The organism is Methyloferula stellata AR4, assembly GCF_000385335.1.
GTDB lineage: Bacteria > Pseudomonadota > Alphaproteobacteria > Rhizobiales > Beijerinckiaceae > Methyloferula > Methyloferula stellata.
Genome location: NZ_ARWA01000001.1, coordinates 4,021,626 through 4,036,579 on the forward strand (window position 1 = coordinate 4,021,626; position 14,954 = coordinate 4,036,579).

Below are 14,954 nucleotides of genomic sequence, written 5' to 3' on the forward strand. Positions count from 1 at the left end.
GCGGCGGGCGTGATGAAAATGACAGAGATCCGTGTTCCGACTTTAGGCGAATCCGTTACCGAGGCGACGATCGGGCGCTGGTTCAAGAAGCAAGGCGATCCCGTCAACGCCGACGAGCCGCTCTGCGAACTTGAGACGGACAAGGTCACATTGGAGGTCAATGCGCCCGCCTCCGGCACCCTGTCGCAGATCATCGCGAAGGACGGCGAGACCGTCGGCGTCGGTGCGCTTCTGGGTGAGATCGCCGATGGGGCCGGTGCGGCAAAGCCAGCGCTCGCCGCGGCTCCGGCACCTGCCGCTCCCACCCCCGCACCTGCTGCGAAAAGCAATGGCGAAACGCCCGCCATGCCGGCCTCACCCGCCGCGGCGAAAATCGCTGCCGACCAAGGCGTGGCCTTGAGCGCGATCGACGGATCTGGCAAACGTGGCCAGGTGCTGAAGGGCGATGTCTTGAACTTCTTGGCGCAAGCGCCCGCCGCCGCACCGGCAGCGCCGCCAGTGCAAGCCCGCGTGCCGTCCTCAGCCGATGACACGCCGCGCGAAGAGCGCGTTACGATGACGAAACTGCGCCAGACCATCGCGCGGCGGCTGAAGGATGCGCAGAATACAGCTGCCATGCTGACGACCTTCAACGAGGTCGACATGAGCGAGATCATGGCCTTGCGCAGCCGCTACAAGGATGTCTTCGAGAAGCGCCACGGCGTGAAGCTCGGCTTCATGGGCTTTTTCGTGAAGGCCTGCGTGTCGGCGCTGAAGGAAATCCCCGCCGTCAATGCCGAGATCGACGGCAATGATCTGATCTACAAGAATTACTATCACCTCGGCATAGCCGTCGGCACCGACAAGGGCCTCGTCGTGCCGGTCGTGCGCGATTGCGATCGTCTCGGCCTCGCTGGCATCGAGAAGGGCATCGCCGCGCTCGGCAAACGCGCGCGCGACGGGCAGCTCCGTATCGACGAGATGCAGGGCGGCACGTTCACCATCACCAATGGCGGCATTTACGGTTCGCTGATGTCGACGCCGATTCTCAATGCGCCGCAGTCGGGTATTTTGGGCATGCACAAGATTCAAGAGCGGCCGGTTGCGATCGGCGGCAAGATCGAGATCCGGCCGATGATGTATCTCGCCTTGTCTTACGATCACCGGATCGTCGACGGCAAAGAGGCCGTGACGTTCCTTGTGCGCGTCAAAGAGGCTTTGGAGGAACCGGCGCGGTTGGTGTTGGATTTGTAGCGGAAACGACGACGCACAAACCCTCTCCCTGTGGGAGAGGGTGGCTTGCGGAGCAAGCCGGGTGAGGGGTTACGATCTTAAATCGGAGAGATAGTAACCCCTCATCCGCCTCGCATTCGCTCGGCACCTTCTCCCACAGGGAGAAGGTTCGCACACCACAGAAACCCTTTTAACTCATTGCCCCAATTTGAAAGCACTTCCCATGTCCTATGATCTTGTCGTCATCGGTACCGGACCCGGCGGCTATGTCTGCGCGATCCGCGCCGCTCAGCTCGGTCTGAAAGTCGCCGTCGTCGAAAAGCGCAAGACCTTCGGCGGCACATGCCTCAACATCGGCTGCATTCCATCGAAAGCCATTCTTCATGCCTCGGACAAATTCGCCGAGGCGGAGCATGATCTTGCATCCTTCGGTGTGCTCACAAGCCCGCCCAAGCTCGATCTTCCCGCTTTCATGAAGCATAAGGACGAGACGGTCGCAGCCAATGTGAATGGCGTCGCCTTTCTGTTCAAGAAGAACAAGATCGACGCGTTTCATGGGTTAGGCACGATCAAGACGCCGCAGCTTGTCGAAGTCACGGCCGAGGATGGAACCAAGAGCGGGGTCGAGACCAAAGCTATCGTCATCGCGACGGGCTCCGAGGCGGCGCCTCTGCCCGGCGCCGAGATCGACGAGAAGATCATCGTCACCTCGACCGGCGCGCTCTCCTTCGACAAGGTGCCGGGCAAGCTTCTGATCATCGGCGCCGGCGTCATCGGGCTCGAACTCGGCTCTGTCTGGAAAAGGCTCGGTGCCGAAGTCACCGTCGTCGAGTTTCTGGACCGCATCGTGCCCGGGATGGATGGCGAGGTCGCCAAAAGCTTCCAGCGCATTTTGGAAAAACAGGGCTTCGCTTTCCGCCTCGGCCATAAGGTAACGAAGGTCGAACGCACCAAGACCGGAGCCAGCGTCACGATCGAACCGACAGCGGGCGGCGAGGCGGCGAGCCTCGACGCGGATGTGGTGCTTGTCGCGATCGGACGCCGGCCTTTCACGGAAGGTCTCGGGCTTGAGGCGCTTGGGATCGCAATGGAGCGCGGCCGGGTCGTTACCGATCCGCAATTCCGCACCAATGTGGCGCAGATCTACGCCATCGGCGATGCCGTCGCGGGGCCCATGCTCGCGCATAAGGCCGAGGATGAAGGCATAGCCGTCGCCGAGATCATCGCGGGCCAGCATGGCCATGTGAATTATGAAGCGATTCCCTCCGTCGTCTACACGATGCCGGAAGTCGCCACTGTCGGCGCCACCGAAGAGCAGCTCAAAGAGCAAGGCATCGCCTATCGCGTCGGAAAGTTCCCGTTTACGGCCAATGGCCGCGCGCGGGCCATGCGACAGACCGAAGGTTTCGTGAAAATCCTGGCGGACGCCGCAAGCGACCGGGTGCTTGGCGTCCACATCCTCGGCGCGAGTGCCGGAGAATTGATCGCCGAAGCAGTGGTTTTGATGGAATTCGGCGGCTCGGCGGAAGACTTGGCCCGGACCTGCCATGCGCATCCAACCATGTCCGAAGCGGTACGCGAAGCCGCACTTTCCGTCGATAAACGGGCCATCCATATGTGATTGGCTCGTCCTGGCGCGGCGAATTACCCTAAATTCCGGGTTTTCTTTGCCTTGTTGAGAAGGCCCCGCTAAAACTCGGCGCATGATGCAACTCGAAACAGGCCGTCATGCTCAAGCCCTCGACCGGTGAGACTCTGGCCGATCTTCGCGAGGAGATCGACCGTATCGACCAGGCGATGCACCGCCTCCTGATGGAGCGCGGCGAGATCATCGATCGCCTCATCCATGTCAAAGCCAAGCAAGGCAATGGTTCGGCCTTCCGGCCAAGCCGCGAAGCCGACATGATGCGCAGACTCGTCGAACGCCACCAGGGGTTGTTGCCGCTCGACACGGTCGAAACCATCTGGCGCATCATCATTTCGACCTTCACCTTTGTTCAGTCGAATTACGCCGTCCATGCCGATATTTCGGGCGGCGATGCCGTGATGCGCGATTGCTGCCGTTTTCATTTCGGCTTCACCGTGCCTTTCAATCCGCATCCTGACGTCGCTTCGGTCATCTCGGCCGTGAAGGCGTCGAAAGGCGACCTCGGCCTCGTGCGCATCGAAGCGGGGCCGGCGGCCGGGCCCTGGTGGACGGAGCTCGCGGCGCCCGACGCGCCGAAGATCATCGCGCGGCTGCCCTTCGTCGAACGCCCGGATCATCCGGCCGGCTTGCCGCTCTTCGTCGTTGCCACGCCGCCAGCCGAAGCCACCGCGCGGGATGTCGTCATCCTCAGTGTCACGATCGACCGATGGCAAGAGGATCTGCCGGCGCGTCTTGCAGAACAGAATATTGAAATTCTCGACAAGAGCGAGGCAGGCGGCAAGGTCTCTTTGATGCTTGCAGCCTCACGCCCGGATGGCGTGGCCGCTCAAAACGATACGATCGACGAACGCCTACGCAAAGTGCTTCACGATCGCGGCATCGATGCGCAGAGTACGGAAATTGGCAGCCATGCGGCGCGGTTCGATCTCGCTTTGCGGCGCTGCGAGGCCGCGCAATGAAAGCTTTTTTGTTTATTGTAGACAATTGTTGCACGTTCGGAGTTTGACGAAATGAAATCATCGGAGAGCCCCACCCGTCCGCGCCCGCACGCGGGCGTTACCGCGATCGATCCCTATCAGCCCGGTAAAAGCGCCGCACCGGGCGCGGGAAAGGCTTTCAAGCTCTCCTCCAACGAAACGCCCTTCGGCCCGTCTCCGCTTGCCAAAGAGGCTTACCGCAAACAGGTGGACCGTCTCGAGATCTATCCCGACGGTCAGGCGACGGCACTGCGTGAAGCGCTGGCCGCGCGCTATGGCCTGAACCCCGCCCGCATCGTCTGCGGCGCCGGATCGGACGAATTGATTTCGCTGATCACCTCCGCCTTCATCGAGCCGGGCGACGAGGGCATTTTTACGCGGCACGGATTTCTGATCTATCGCATCGCGATCCTCGCGGCGGGCGGCGTCCCCGTCGTCGCGCAGGAAAAAAGCTTCACGGCCGATGTCGATGAAATTCTCGCCGAAGTGACGCCGAAGACAAAAATCGTCTTCCTGGCAAATCCCAACAATCCGACCGGCACCTACCTGCCCTTCTCCGAACTTAAGCGGCTTGCTGCCGCGCTGCCGCGCCACGTCCTGCTGATAGTCGACGCCGCCTATGCGGAATATGTGACCCACAATGATTATTCGCCCGGCCTGGAAATCGCGCTGGCCAGCGAGAATGTCGTCATGACGCGCACATTCTCGAAGATCTACGGCCTCGCCGGACTGCGGCTTGGCTGGTGCTATGCGCCTTTGCACGTCTGCGATGCGATCAACCGCATCCGTGGTCCATTCAATGTCAGCAGCGTCGCGCAAGAGGTCGGCATAGCCGCCTTGGCCGATACGGATCATGTCGATCAGGCCGTAGCGCATAACGAAGCCTGGCTCACCTGGCTTGAGCGGGAAATCATCGACCTTGGTCTGCCTGTCACGCCGAGCGCCGGCAATTTTCTGCTCATTCATTTCGAGAACGAGGCGCAGGCGCGGGCCGCCGATGCTTATCTGACGAGCCATGGACTCATTCTGCGCGAGGTCTCGGCCTATGGCCTGCCGCAATGTCTGCGGCTGACGGTCGGTCTCGAGGAAGCCAATCGCCTGGTCGTCGATACGCTCGCGGCGTTCCTGAAGACCGAAGGTCATCACAGTGCCTGACGGTCTTGCGGGCGAACTTGGAGCGCCGCTCCAAGAGCCCTTGTTCGAACGCATCGCCATCATCGGGCTTGGGCTCATCGGCTCTTCGCTCGCGCATGTCAGCCGCCGCAAAGGCCTCGCACGCCTGATCGTCGCGAGCGATTTGTCGCCTGACGTGCGGGCGAGAGCGAAAGAGTTGAAGCTCGCCGATATTGTCGCCGAAAGCGCCGAGGCCGCCGTCACCGGCGCCGATCTCGTCATTCTCTGCGTGCCGGTCGGCGCGATGGGGACCGTCGCCGCGGCTATCGGCCCGCATCTGCCATCCGGTGCGATCCTCTCGGATGTCGGCTCGGTCAAAAGCGCGGTCATCGCGGCCCTGGCGCCGCATATCCAAAAATCCGTTCATCTTGTACCCGCACATCCCGTCGCGGGCACCGAGCAATCCGGACCCGACGCAGGCTTTGCGACTTTGTTTCTCGATCGCTGGTGCATCTTGACGCCGCCTGAGGGCTCAGATCCCGACGCCGTAGCAAAGCTCACCGCTTTCTGGAAAGCGGCCGGTGCCAATGTCGAGATCATGGGCGCGGCGCATCACGATCTCGTCCTTGCGATCACGAGCCACGTGCCGCATCTGATCGCCTATAATATCGTCGGCACGGCCGCCGATCTCGAAACCGTCACGCAATCCGAAGTCATCAAATTCTCGGCCGGGGGCTTTCGCGATTTCACCCGCATCGCCGCCTCCGATCCGACCATGTGGCGCGACGTCTTTCTCAATAACAAAGAGGCCGTGCTCGAAATGCTCGGGCGTTTCAGCGAAGATCTCACGGCCTTGCAGCGCATGATCCGCAACGCGGACGGACAAGGGCTCTTCGATCTCTTCACCCGCACGCGGGCGATAAGGCGCAGCATCATCGCCGAAGGCCAGGAAACGCCGACACCGGATTTCGGCCGTCCGCATCCCGATGCGAAAACCTAATACAGGGGCGGCACGGCGATAGAGGTCTTGACCGGGCCGATCGTGACCAGACCCGATTGCAATGTCACCGGCAGCCGCAAGGCCGGCGGCCCATTCGCCGAAGCCCCGCCACTCGGTTTTCCGCCGAGAAGCGCCGTCAAAAGCGAGCCCGCGGTGACGAGCGACGGATTGACGCCATAGCGCTTCAAGAGGGGCTCCGCGCCTGCGAATTCCGCATCGAACCGGCCTTGCGGCCGATGCTCATTATCGATCTGAAGCGCACCCCGCGCCGCAAGCCGCGTCGCGCCGCGCGTAATGCTGGCTTCGTCGAAATCGAGACGGCCGCCGGCGAGCCGCCAATGTTCGAGCCGCTCGGCCAATGTTCCAGCGGCACCGAAATTGGCTTTCGTCACAGTGCCGTCGAACTTGATCTGATCGGGCGGCGTCGAACCGAGCAGCGCATCGAGCACCGGAATGGAGGCATTGCCGAGCGCGAGACGGAACGTATAGACATCGTCGGCGCGGCGTTCCGGCACAATGGAGACCACGCTGCTGACCGTTCCCGCACGGCCAGCCAAAGCACCGAAACCTTTGAGGCCGCCGCGCAAGGAGACGTCCGACCCCTCGACCGAGACGGAATCGACATCTTGCGGCAAACCGTCGAGCCGCACGCGCATCAAATTCCATTGCAGATTGACTTCGCCGTCTCCGTCCGTGCTGCGCAATTCGAACGGCGGCGCGGCCAGCACTTCGACCTGGTCGGGATGGAACAGGGAGGCCGTCGCGTGGAACTCACTCACGCCGCCCGTCAATTGCCGCCCCAAGACCTCTCCGGAAAAGCCGGGCTTCTCGCAGACGATTTCGATTTGGAACGGATAGCCGCCGATCTGCCGATTGGGGCACGTCCAAATGCGATCGACGGATTTTTCGCGTTTCGTCCAGGCCTCAAGCAGGGACTCGGTCTGTTGCGCCGCGAGGAACCAGAAGAAAGACCAAGCGCCGATGAGCAAAGCGAAAATAATCGCTACAATAGCGATTGAAACGGATATTGAAAATCTAGAAGCCCGGCGCCCTTTGAGAATGATTTGGCCATTCGCCTGCATGATCTTGTCTCCGGCGGGGATCTTTCTATCCCTATTATGGCGTTTATAATGCGAAGGAATCGGGAAACGAAAGTGCTGGTGGCGGAAGATCTCTGGATATTCGGCTATGGCTCGCTGATGTGGCGGCCGGATTTTGCCTTCATTGAGAGCCAAGTCGCGCTTTTGCGTGGCTATCATCGGGCGCTTTGCGTCTATTCTCACGTCCATCGCGGCACGCCCGACCGGCCCGGGCTCGTCCTTGGATTGAAGCGCGGCGGATCGTGCAAAGGCATCGCCTTTCGCGTCGCCGCCGGGGCGGCGGAAGAAACGCTTGCCTATCTGCGATCACGCGAGCAAGTGACCGATGTCTATCTCGAATGTACGCTTCCCGCGACGCTTGCGGATAAGCGCAGCGTCAAGGCCGTCTGCTATATCGCCGACCCCAGGCACGAGCAATATGCGGGCGCACTCGAGCGCGCGGAGCTGATGCGCCTCGTGGCCCAAGGCGTAGGCGTGTCCGGTGCCAATCCGGACTATGTTCGTAACACGCAAGCTCACTTGCGCGAGCTTGGCATCCGCGACGCGACGCTCGAATGGTTGATGGATCGATTGGATCAATCATATGTTAGCTGAGCGGGACTAAGTCCGGCAAAGAGAGGGCGAAATGGGTCAGAAACAAAAGACCGCGGACACGCCGGACCACCTCGACAAGCACAACTATGAGTCCGAACTCTACGAGCTGCAAGTCGAGCTCGTGAAGCTGCAAAAACACATCATCCAGAACAATGAAAAGATCGTCGTCCTGTTCGAAGGCCGCGACGCCGCCGGCAAGGACGGAACCATCAAGCGCATCATCGAACATCTGTCGCCGCGCGAAGTGCGTGTCATCGCTTTGGGCAAGCCCTCCGACCGCGAGGTCACGTCCTGGTATTTTCAGCGCTACGCCCGCTATCTGCCCGCGGCGCAGGAAATGACCCTCTTCAACCGAAGCTGGTACAATCGCGCCGGGGTCGAACGCGTGATGGGCTTTTGCACGAAAGCCGAAACCGAAGCCTTTCTAGAAGACGCGCCAATCTTTGAGAGCCTTCTGATTCACGCAGGGATCAAGCTCCTCAAATATTATCTCGATATTTCGAAAGACGAGCAGAAGAAGCGGCTTAAGGATCGGACTCAAAATCCGCTGACGCAATGGAAGATCAGCCCGATCGATCAGGCGGCGCAGAAAGAATGGGACGATTATAGCGAGGCACGCAATATCATGCTGGCGCGAACCAGCACGCCCACTGCGCCTTGGCATATCGTCCGCGCCGACGATAAGCACAAGGCGCGTCTTAATGTGATCCGCGATCTCTTGTTCAACCTCGAATATAAGGACAAACCCAATAAGGCCGAAGCGCCCGATCCGGCCATTGTGTTTTCTTATACGCCTGACGCGCTCAGGGATGGCCGCATCGCGCCGTGAGTGTGAGCGTCATGCGCGGACTTGATCCGCGCATCCAGGCACGACTCCTATCCGTGTTGCCTGGATGGCCGGGTCAAGCCCGGCCATGACGCAACTGAAAGGCCGTTACCCTAAAATCTCTAGATTCATCACGTCACGCCCGCTTGCAGCAGATCATGCACGGTGATGATGCCCGCGGGTTTGCCGTCTTCGATCACGAAAAGACAGGTGATGCGCAGGGCATTGAGACGCCCCAAGGCCTGCTCCGCCAAGGCCTCGGGCGCGATCGTCTTCGGGTCGCGGCTCATGACTTCGGCCGCGGGGCGATCATAGAAGCCCGCCTCGAATGCGCGACGCAAATCGCCGTCGCTCAACACGCCGATCAGAGCGCCTGCCTCATCGACAATGCCAGTGACGCCGAACCGCTTCGACGTCATTTCGAAAATCGCCGCAGTCAACAGGCTGTCTCGCGGCACCAGCGGCACATCCTCGCCTGCATGCATCAAGTCGCGCACTTGCCGCAACTTCACGCCCAACGTCCCGCCCGGATGCAATTGCCGGAAATCGTGCGAGCTGAAATTGCGGCGCGACAAAAGGCAGATCGCCAGCGCGTCACCAAGAACGAGTTCGGCCGTCGTCGATGTCGTCGGCGCCAGGCCGTGCGGGCAGGCTTCGGGCATTTCCGGCAGCACAAGTGCCAAATCAGCGGCGCGGCCAAGCGCACTGTCCGCCTGCGATGTGATTGCAATCAGCGGCACATGATAGCGGCGGGTATAGGCAACGATATCCGACAGCTCAGCCGATTCGCCCGACCAGGACAGGGCCATCACGACATCCTCTGCGCGGATGATGCCGAGATCGCCATGGCTCGCATCGGCCGGATGGACGAAATGCGCGGGCATGCCGGTCGAGGCGAAGGTGGCCGCCAGCTTGCGGCCTATATGTCCCGATTTGCCCATGCCGGTGATGATGAGGCGCCCGGACGAGCGATAGAGAAGATCGACGACCTGACTCAGACGAAGACCAAGCTCGCCCTCGAGCGCCAAGCGAAGCGCCGCGAGGCCGTCGAGTTCGATCGCGGTGACGCGAAGCGCATTTTGCACATCTTGCGCGCACGTTTCCGCCGGCGTCTGCGGTGTGTTCAGGGCCTTGATGATGTTGCTGACCATGGGCCTTTGGACCGTTCGAGCCTATCGAACCCCACAAACGGGCTTTTTGCAAATGAGCCTATGCCAGAGGCGGGAGCGGCCTTGCTTTGGCGATGCGATCGAAAGCCAGCAGCGTTTCGATGAGTTCCGGCATCGCTTTCAAAGGCAGCATGCTTCGTCCGTCGGACGGCGCATGATCGGGATCGGGATGCGTCTCGATAAAAATGCCGGCTATACCGACGGCGACCGCAGCGCGCGCCAGAACCGGGATCATCCGCCGGTCGCCACCGGACGACGCACCTTGACCGGCTGGCTCCTGCACCGAATGTGTCGCATCGAAGATCACCGGATAGCCCGTCGCGGCCATGATCGGCAGTCCGCGCATATCGGAGACGAGCATATTATAGCCGAAGCTTGTGCCGCGCTCGGTCAGGAGAATGCGGGTGTTGCCGGTGCTTGCAACCTTCGCGGCGGCATGCGCCATATCCCATGGTGCCAGGAAGGGTCCCTTCTTGATATTCACCGCGGCACCGGTTTTTCCCGCCGCCACAAGCAGATCGGTCTGCCGCGACAGGAAAGCTGGAATCTGCAGAATATCGACAGCCTCAGCCAAGATGGCGCATTGCGCTTCGCTATGAACGTCGGTCAGCACCGGGATGCCGAATTGCGCGCGGATCTCGGCGAAGACCGGCAAGGCCTTTTCGAGCCCAAGGCCGCGCGCGCCATCAACCGAGGTGCGGTTCGCCTTGTCGAAGGAGGTCTTGAAAATGAGGCCGATGTTCTGAGCCTTGGCGGCCTCGGCCAAAGCCGCGGCGCATTCGAGCGCATGCTCGCGCGATTCCATCTGGCAGGGTCCGGCGATCAACACCAAGGGCAGGTCATTGCCGAGCGTCAAAGTATTCGACGTCACGGCGCCGGCCGGCGCACCGATCTTGATGTGATGCGCAGAGTTAGTCATGCGTCAAAATAAGCCGCCGGAGCATGTCCCTTTGAAACGCGATGCGCCTTTATGGACCAACATCTAAAGTCGCGACGCCGCGAGATTCCAACGCGCGATTTCGCCGCGCGATAAGACGTGAAGCGCACCTGGCGGTATATGTTCGGCCAAGCTGATGATCGCCGGATTGACCCCCATCGACGATGTATAACGCGACAGCGTGCCTGCGACCGTCCCGTTGTCGAGCCGCATGGTGGCGGTGCTGCCAAACTGCGAATCATAGCCGCCACCGTAAGCGACCATGCGGTGGATGCCGGCTTGGCTTTGCGGCGGGATCACCCGCTTTTTGCCGCCGATCAAAGCATAGACGCAAGCCGAGAAGCAGCGGCCGCCCGCCAAGGTGCCGGACGCTGGCTGGGCGACGATAACGGCCGCGCCGATCTGCCTGAAGATTCTGCCAAGCTCCATCGAAGCCAGGACCTTGCCGCCGTAGGAATCGATCAAAACGATCGAGTGCAAACTGGGGCGTTCGTAATGCTCGCGGACAAAGGCGCGAAAAACCTGCGGCGTCGCGTCGGTGATCTGCCCTTCGGCAGCGATCACCTGCTGCCCCGTGCTGCCGAGGCTTACGATATGAAATGACATCTCCTCGTCGGCAAAAGCCGGCGCCGCGGCGAGGATCGAAAAAGCAGCGAGGCTCGACAAAAAGCCCACAAGCGTCAGACGGAGGTCGGACGAGACGGTTTGAAGCCATTGCTTCGATATCATGATCGGCGTTCCTCCAAAACGTGTGTGTCGCCAACGCCTCCTCTGCGATGCGGACACATTTTAGCATAGGGCTCTTTTTATAATGACCTATCCAAGGTCTTGGCCCGTAAGGATCGTGATCAACACCGGCATTAAGTCAAATGGTGGGCGGTGACGGGCTCGAACCGCCGACCCTCTCGGTGTAAACGAGATGCTCTACCAACTGAGCTAACCGCCCCTTCATTCAGCCTCGCGCCCGGATCAGAGCAGGCGCCGACGACACTATATCATCCTTTTTTGGAAGATAAGCTGCCCCCGGCGGCCTCCTGGTCGTAGGTTCAAGGCGCGGCACCAGGGCCTTATTTTTTATTGAGGGCCGCCTTCAGCGCGGTTCCGGCCTTGAAGCGCGCGTTCTTCGACGCCGGGATTTTGATCGAGGCGCCCGTCGCAGGATTACGGCCCTTTCCGGCCGCGCGCTTTTTCACGGAAAATGTCCCGAATCCAACAAGACGCACGTCATCGCCTTTTTTCAAAGCCTTGGTGATCCCGCCGACAATCGCATCGATGACGGCCGCCGCGGCGGTTTTCGAGAGTTCCGTTTCCGCCACGATATGTTCAACGAGTTCCATCTTGTTCATTAGCTGCTTTCCCCATTTTGGCTTAAGTGCCAAAGCCGCAGCCCCTCTTTCGAGGGTTATTTCCCTTGTTCGATATGGCGGGCTGCGTGTTTACGAATCGCCGCGAAACGGCGGTTTCGTCGTGGTCTTGCGGCCGATAAAAAGCAAGCCAAACGTCCCGGCCGCGATGCCGCAGACATGTGTTATCCTATTGTTTCAATGTGTCATTTTATCCTCACAGAACCCGCCGGACAGCAAAAAGGCCGCATCCTTAAAAGAATGCGGCCTCGAGATTAAGGCAGGAAGCGCTGCGAAGCCCTCAATGAGGCTTCGCCGCGTCGTCAGTGGGCCACGACGCCCGACGCTTCGTCGTCGGTCGGGAGCGGAGCGGCGGTCACCGCTTTCTCCTCTTCCCAGATGATCGGCTCGGGCTTGCGGATCAACGCATGGGCCAGAACTTCTTCCATGCGCGAGACCGGCACGATCTCAAGCTGGTTCTTCACCGTATCGGGGATATCGGCGAGATCCTTGGCGTTTTCCTCCGGGATGAGGACTTTTTTCAACCCGCCGCGCAGAGCGGCAAGCAGCTTCTCCTTAAGACCGCCGATCGGCAGGACGCGACCACGCAAGGTGATTTCGCCCGTCATGGCAATGTCACGCCGGATCGGAATACCCGTCATGACGGAGGTGATCGTCGTCGCCATGGCGACGCCGGCCGACGGACCGTCCTTCGGGGTTGCGCCTTCCGGCACATGCACGTGGATATCGCGGCGATCGAAGAGCGGCGGCTCGATGCCGAAATCCACCGCGCGAGACCGCACATAGGATGCGGCCGCCGAGATCGACTCCTTCATCACGTCGCGCAGATTGCCCGTCACCGTCATGCGGCCCTTGCCGGGCATCATCACGGCTTCGATCGTCAGCAGCTCGCCGCCGACTTCGGTCCAGGCAAGACCCGTCACCACGCCGACCTGATCTTCGGTTTCGGCCTCGCCATAACGGAACCGCGGCACGCCCAGGAAATCCGGGACGTTCTCGGCCGTAACGGCAACCTGCTTCACCTTCTCCATCAGGATCTTCTTCACCGCCTTGCGGGCCAGATTCGAGATCTCGCGTTCGAGATTACGAACACCGGCTTCGCGGGTGTAGCGGCGAACCAGCATGATCAAGGCGCTATCGTCGATCGACCATTCTTCCGGTGCCAGACCATGTTTCTTCATGGCCGCCGGAATGAGATGGCGCTTGGCGATCTCGACCTTCTCATCTTCGGTGTAGCCGGCGATGCGGATGATCTCCATGCGGTCCATCAAGGGCGCCGGGATATTCAGCGTATTCGCCGTCGTCACGAACATGACGTTCGAGAGATCATAATCCACTTCGAGATAATGATCGTTGAACGAATGATTCTGCTCCGGATCGAGCACTTCGAGCAGAGCCGATGACGGATCGCCGCGGAAGTCCTGGCCCATCTTGTCGATCTCGTCGAGCAGGAAGAGCGGATTGGACGTCTTTGCCTTGCGCATCGACTGAATCAGCTTGCCGGGCATGGAGCCGATATAAGTCCGGCGATGGCCGCGGATTTCCGCTTCGTCGCGCACGCCGCCAAGCGACATGCGCACGAATTCGCGGCCGGTCGCCTTCGCGATCGACTTGCCGAGCGAGGTCTTGCCGACGCCGGGCGGACCGACGAGGCACAGGATCGGTCCCGTCAGCTTATTGGCGCGGCTCTGCACCGCCAGATATTCGATGATGCGCTCTTTGACCTTGTCGAGACCGAAATGCTCGCTGTCGAGAATTTCCTCGGCGATGACGAGGTCCTTCTTGATCTTCGAACGCTTGTTCCACGGGATCGACAGCAACCAATCGAGATAGTTGCGCACGACGGTGGCCTCGGCCGACATCGGCGACATCTGCCGCAGCTTCTTCAATTCGGCCGTCGCCTTGTCGCGGGCTTCCTTGGAGAGCTTGGTGGTCTTGATGCGCTCCTCGATCTCGGCGAGATCGTCCTTGCCGTCTTCGTCGCCGAGTTCCTTCTGGATCGCCTTCATCTGCTCGTTGAGATAATATTCGCGCTGCGTCTTCTCCATCTGGCGCTTGACGCGCGTGCGGATACGCTTCTCGACCTGCAGAACCGAAATCTCGCTTTCCATCAGCGACAGGCACTTCTCCAGGCGCTTGGCGACCGAAGTCGTCTCTAACACCGCCTGCTTGTCGGTGATCTTGACGGCAAGATGCGAGGCAACCGTGTCGGCGAGCTTGGCGTAATCGTCAATCTGCGTAACGGCCGCGACAACTTCCGGCGAAACCTTCTTGTTGAGCTTCACATAGCCTTCGAATTCCGACACGACGGAACGGGCCAAGGCCTCGACTTCGACCTTATCGACAGCTTCCTCGGCCAGCGCCTCGGCGTCGGCCTCATAGAAGTCGTCGGTGCGGGTGTAGGTATGCACCTTGGCGCGCACCTGACCTTCGACGAGCACCTTGACGGTGCCGTCGGGCAGCTTGAGGAGCTGCAGCACGGAAGCGAGCGTACCGGTCTTGAAGATCGCATCGGTCGCCGGATCGTCGTCGGCCGCATTGATCTGAGTCGCAAGCAGGATGAGCTTGTCGGCCTTCATGACCTCTTCGAGCGCACGGATCGATTTTTCTCGGCCGACGAACAGCGGCACGATCATGTGGGGGAAAACGACGATGTCGCGCAGCGGCAGGACGGGATAGCTTTCGATCGAGCCTGCAGGCACCGGGTCACGTTTTTGACTTGTCATTTTACCGTCCTATCTCGTCAGTCCCTTGGATGGTTGGTCGCAAGATCTTGTGACGTGGAAATCAGGTTGAAGGTGCCTCGGGCGAAGCACCACCTCTCTTAAAGCGAGATGGCAACGATTTGCCTCTTTTCAAGGCACGACGCATCGACGCGCGTAGCCCTTCAGTAGCATGTATGAGGCCAACTGAGATTGCATTTCGTCGCAGGTCCCGTGGCCGAGCAGTGAGAAGCTCGGCCGGGAATTGCAAGTGGTGTGCGCTGCTGCCGCGCATCAGAACGTCATGAGTGC

The 14,954-nt window shown here is 60.5% G+C and carries 13 protein-coding genes and 1 tRNA gene; 7 read left to right on the top strand and 7 right to left on the bottom strand.

Annotated features, from left to right (window positions below; translation table 11 throughout):
- The first annotated feature begins 18 nt into the window (after window positions 1-18).
- From odhB to A3OQ_RS0119975, 5 genes are all read left to right on the top strand, one after another.
- Window positions 19-1,233: a 2-oxoglutarate dehydrogenase complex dihydrolipoyllysine-residue succinyltransferase gene (gene odhB, locus A3OQ_RS0119955; RefSeq protein WP_026596052.1), complete on the top strand. Its 1,215-nt coding sequence runs from the start codon at window positions 19-21 to the stop codon at window positions 1,231-1,233.
- A gap of 202 nt (window positions 1,234-1,435) precedes the next feature.
- A complete protein-coding gene (gene lpdA / locus A3OQ_RS0119960; protein WP_020177218.1) occupies window positions 1,436-2,833 on the top strand; it encodes a dihydrolipoyl dehydrogenase in 1,398 nt (465 codons plus the stop codon).
- Between the two features lie 107 nt (window positions 2,834-2,940).
- Window positions 2,941-3,819 carry a chorismate mutase gene (locus A3OQ_RS0119965; RefSeq protein WP_020177219.1) on the top strand — a complete coding sequence of 293 codons (879 nt, stop codon included), beginning with the start codon at window positions 2,941-2,943 and terminating at the stop codon, window positions 3,817-3,819.
- 51 nt (window positions 3,820-3,870) lie between these two features.
- Window positions 3,871-4,992 carry a histidinol-phosphate transaminase gene (gene hisC / locus A3OQ_RS0119970; protein ID WP_020177220.1) on the top strand — a complete coding sequence of 374 codons (1,122 nt, stop codon included), beginning with the start codon at window positions 3,871-3,873 and terminating at the stop codon, window positions 4,990-4,992.
- Window positions 4,985-5,950, top strand: a complete 966-nt coding sequence (locus A3OQ_RS0119975) for a prephenate/arogenate dehydrogenase family protein (RefSeq protein ID WP_020177221.1) — start codon at window positions 4,985-4,987, stop codon at window positions 5,948-5,950. The genes hisC and A3OQ_RS0119975 overlap by 8 nt, the downstream gene beginning before the upstream one ends.
- On the opposite strand, the gene A3OQ_RS0119980 is transcribed toward A3OQ_RS0119975, so the two are convergent.
- A complete protein-coding gene (locus tag A3OQ_RS0119980) occupies window positions 5,947-7,032 on the bottom strand; it encodes a DUF2125 domain-containing protein (protein WP_020177222.1) in 1,086 nt (361 codons plus the stop codon). The two genes, A3OQ_RS0119975 and A3OQ_RS0119980, sit on opposite strands and share 4 nt — an antisense overlap.
- 48 nt (window positions 7,033-7,080) lie before the next feature.
- Between A3OQ_RS0119980 and A3OQ_RS0119985 the strand changes: the two genes are divergently transcribed.
- Together A3OQ_RS0119985 and ppk2 are read left to right on the top strand one after the other, a co-directional pair.
- A complete protein-coding gene (locus A3OQ_RS0119985; protein ID WP_051116057.1) occupies window positions 7,081-7,644 on the top strand; it encodes a gamma-glutamylcyclotransferase in 564 nt (187 codons plus the stop codon).
- 31 nt (window positions 7,645-7,675) lie between these two features.
- Window positions 7,676-8,473, top strand: a complete 798-nt coding sequence (gene ppk2 / locus A3OQ_RS0119990) for a polyphosphate kinase 2 (RefSeq protein ID WP_020177224.1) — start codon at window positions 7,676-7,678, stop codon at window positions 8,471-8,473.
- 128 nt (window positions 8,474-8,601) lie between these two features.
- Here ppk2 and A3OQ_RS0119995 read toward each other — a convergent pair whose 3' ends face one another.
- The 6 genes from A3OQ_RS0119995 to lon all read right to left on the bottom strand — a co-directional run bounded on the left by A3OQ_RS0119995 (window position 8,602) and on the right by lon (window position 14,666).
- A complete protein-coding gene (locus A3OQ_RS0119995; protein WP_020177225.1) occupies window positions 8,602-9,621 on the bottom strand; it encodes a KpsF/GutQ family sugar-phosphate isomerase in 1,020 nt (339 codons plus the stop codon).
- A gap of 58 nt (window positions 9,622-9,679) precedes the next feature.
- On the bottom strand, window positions 9,680-10,558 hold the full coding sequence (gene kdsA, locus A3OQ_RS0120000) for a 3-deoxy-8-phosphooctulonate synthase (RefSeq protein ID WP_020177226.1): 879 nt from the start codon (window positions 10,556-10,558) through the stop codon (window positions 9,680-9,682).
- A gap of 63 nt (window positions 10,559-10,621) precedes the next feature.
- Entirely contained in the window at window positions 10,622-11,305 is a 684-nt protein-coding gene (locus A3OQ_RS0120005; protein WP_020177227.1) for a COG3904 family protein, read from the bottom strand.
- A gap of 141 nt (window positions 11,306-11,446) precedes the next feature.
- Window positions 11,447-11,522 (bottom strand) — tRNA-Val (locus tag A3OQ_RS0120010).
- A gap of 121 nt (window positions 11,523-11,643) precedes the next feature.
- On the bottom strand, window positions 11,644-11,922 hold the full coding sequence (locus A3OQ_RS0120015; RefSeq protein WP_020177228.1) for an HU family DNA-binding protein: 279 nt from the start codon (window positions 11,920-11,922) through the stop codon (window positions 11,644-11,646).
- A gap of 320 nt (window positions 11,923-12,242) precedes the next feature.
- Window positions 12,243-14,666, bottom strand: a complete 2,424-nt coding sequence (gene lon / locus A3OQ_RS0120020; RefSeq protein ID WP_026596055.1) for an endopeptidase La — start codon at window positions 14,664-14,666, stop codon at window positions 12,243-12,245.
- Window positions 14,667-14,954: the final 288 nt, after the last annotated feature.

Coding starts and splice junctions, on each gene's coding strand:
- odhB (WP_026596052.1), top strand. CDS start 19: ATGACAGAGATCCGTGTTCCGACTTTAGGCGAATCCGTTACCGAGGCG.
- lpdA (WP_020177218.1), top strand. CDS start 1,436: ATGTCCTATGATCTTGTCGTCATCGGTACCGGACCCGGCGGCTATGTC.
- A3OQ_RS0119965 (WP_020177219.1), top strand. CDS start 2,941: ATGCTCAAGCCCTCGACCGGTGAGACTCTGGCCGATCTTCGCGAGGAG.
- hisC (WP_020177220.1), top strand. CDS start 3,871: ATGAAATCATCGGAGAGCCCCACCCGTCCGCGCCCGCACGCGGGCGTT.
- A3OQ_RS0119980 (WP_020177222.1), bottom strand. CDS start 7,032: ATGCAGGCGAATGGCCAAATCATTCTCAAAGGGCGCCGGGCTTCTAGA.
- A3OQ_RS0119985 (WP_051116057.1), top strand. CDS start 7,081: ATGCGAAGGAATCGGGAAACGAAAGTGCTGGTGGCGGAAGATCTCTGG.
- ppk2 (WP_020177224.1), top strand. CDS start 7,676: ATGGGTCAGAAACAAAAGACCGCGGACACGCCGGACCACCTCGACAAG.
- A3OQ_RS0119995 (WP_020177225.1), bottom strand. CDS start 9,621: ATGGTCAGCAACATCATCAAGGCCCTGAACACACCGCAGACGCCGGCG.
- kdsA (WP_020177226.1), bottom strand. CDS start 10,558: ATGACTAACTCTGCGCATCACATCAAGATCGGTGCGCCGGCCGGCGCC.
- A3OQ_RS0120005 (WP_020177227.1), bottom strand. CDS start 11,305: ATGATATCGAAGCAATGGCTTCAAACCGTCTCGTCCGACCTCCGTCTG.
- A3OQ_RS0120015 (WP_020177228.1), bottom strand. CDS start 11,922: ATGAACAAGATGGAACTCGTTGAACATATCGTGGCGGAAACGGAACTC.
- lon (WP_026596055.1), bottom strand. CDS start 14,666: ATGACAAGTCAAAAACGTGACCCGGTGCCTGCAGGCTCGATCGAAAGC.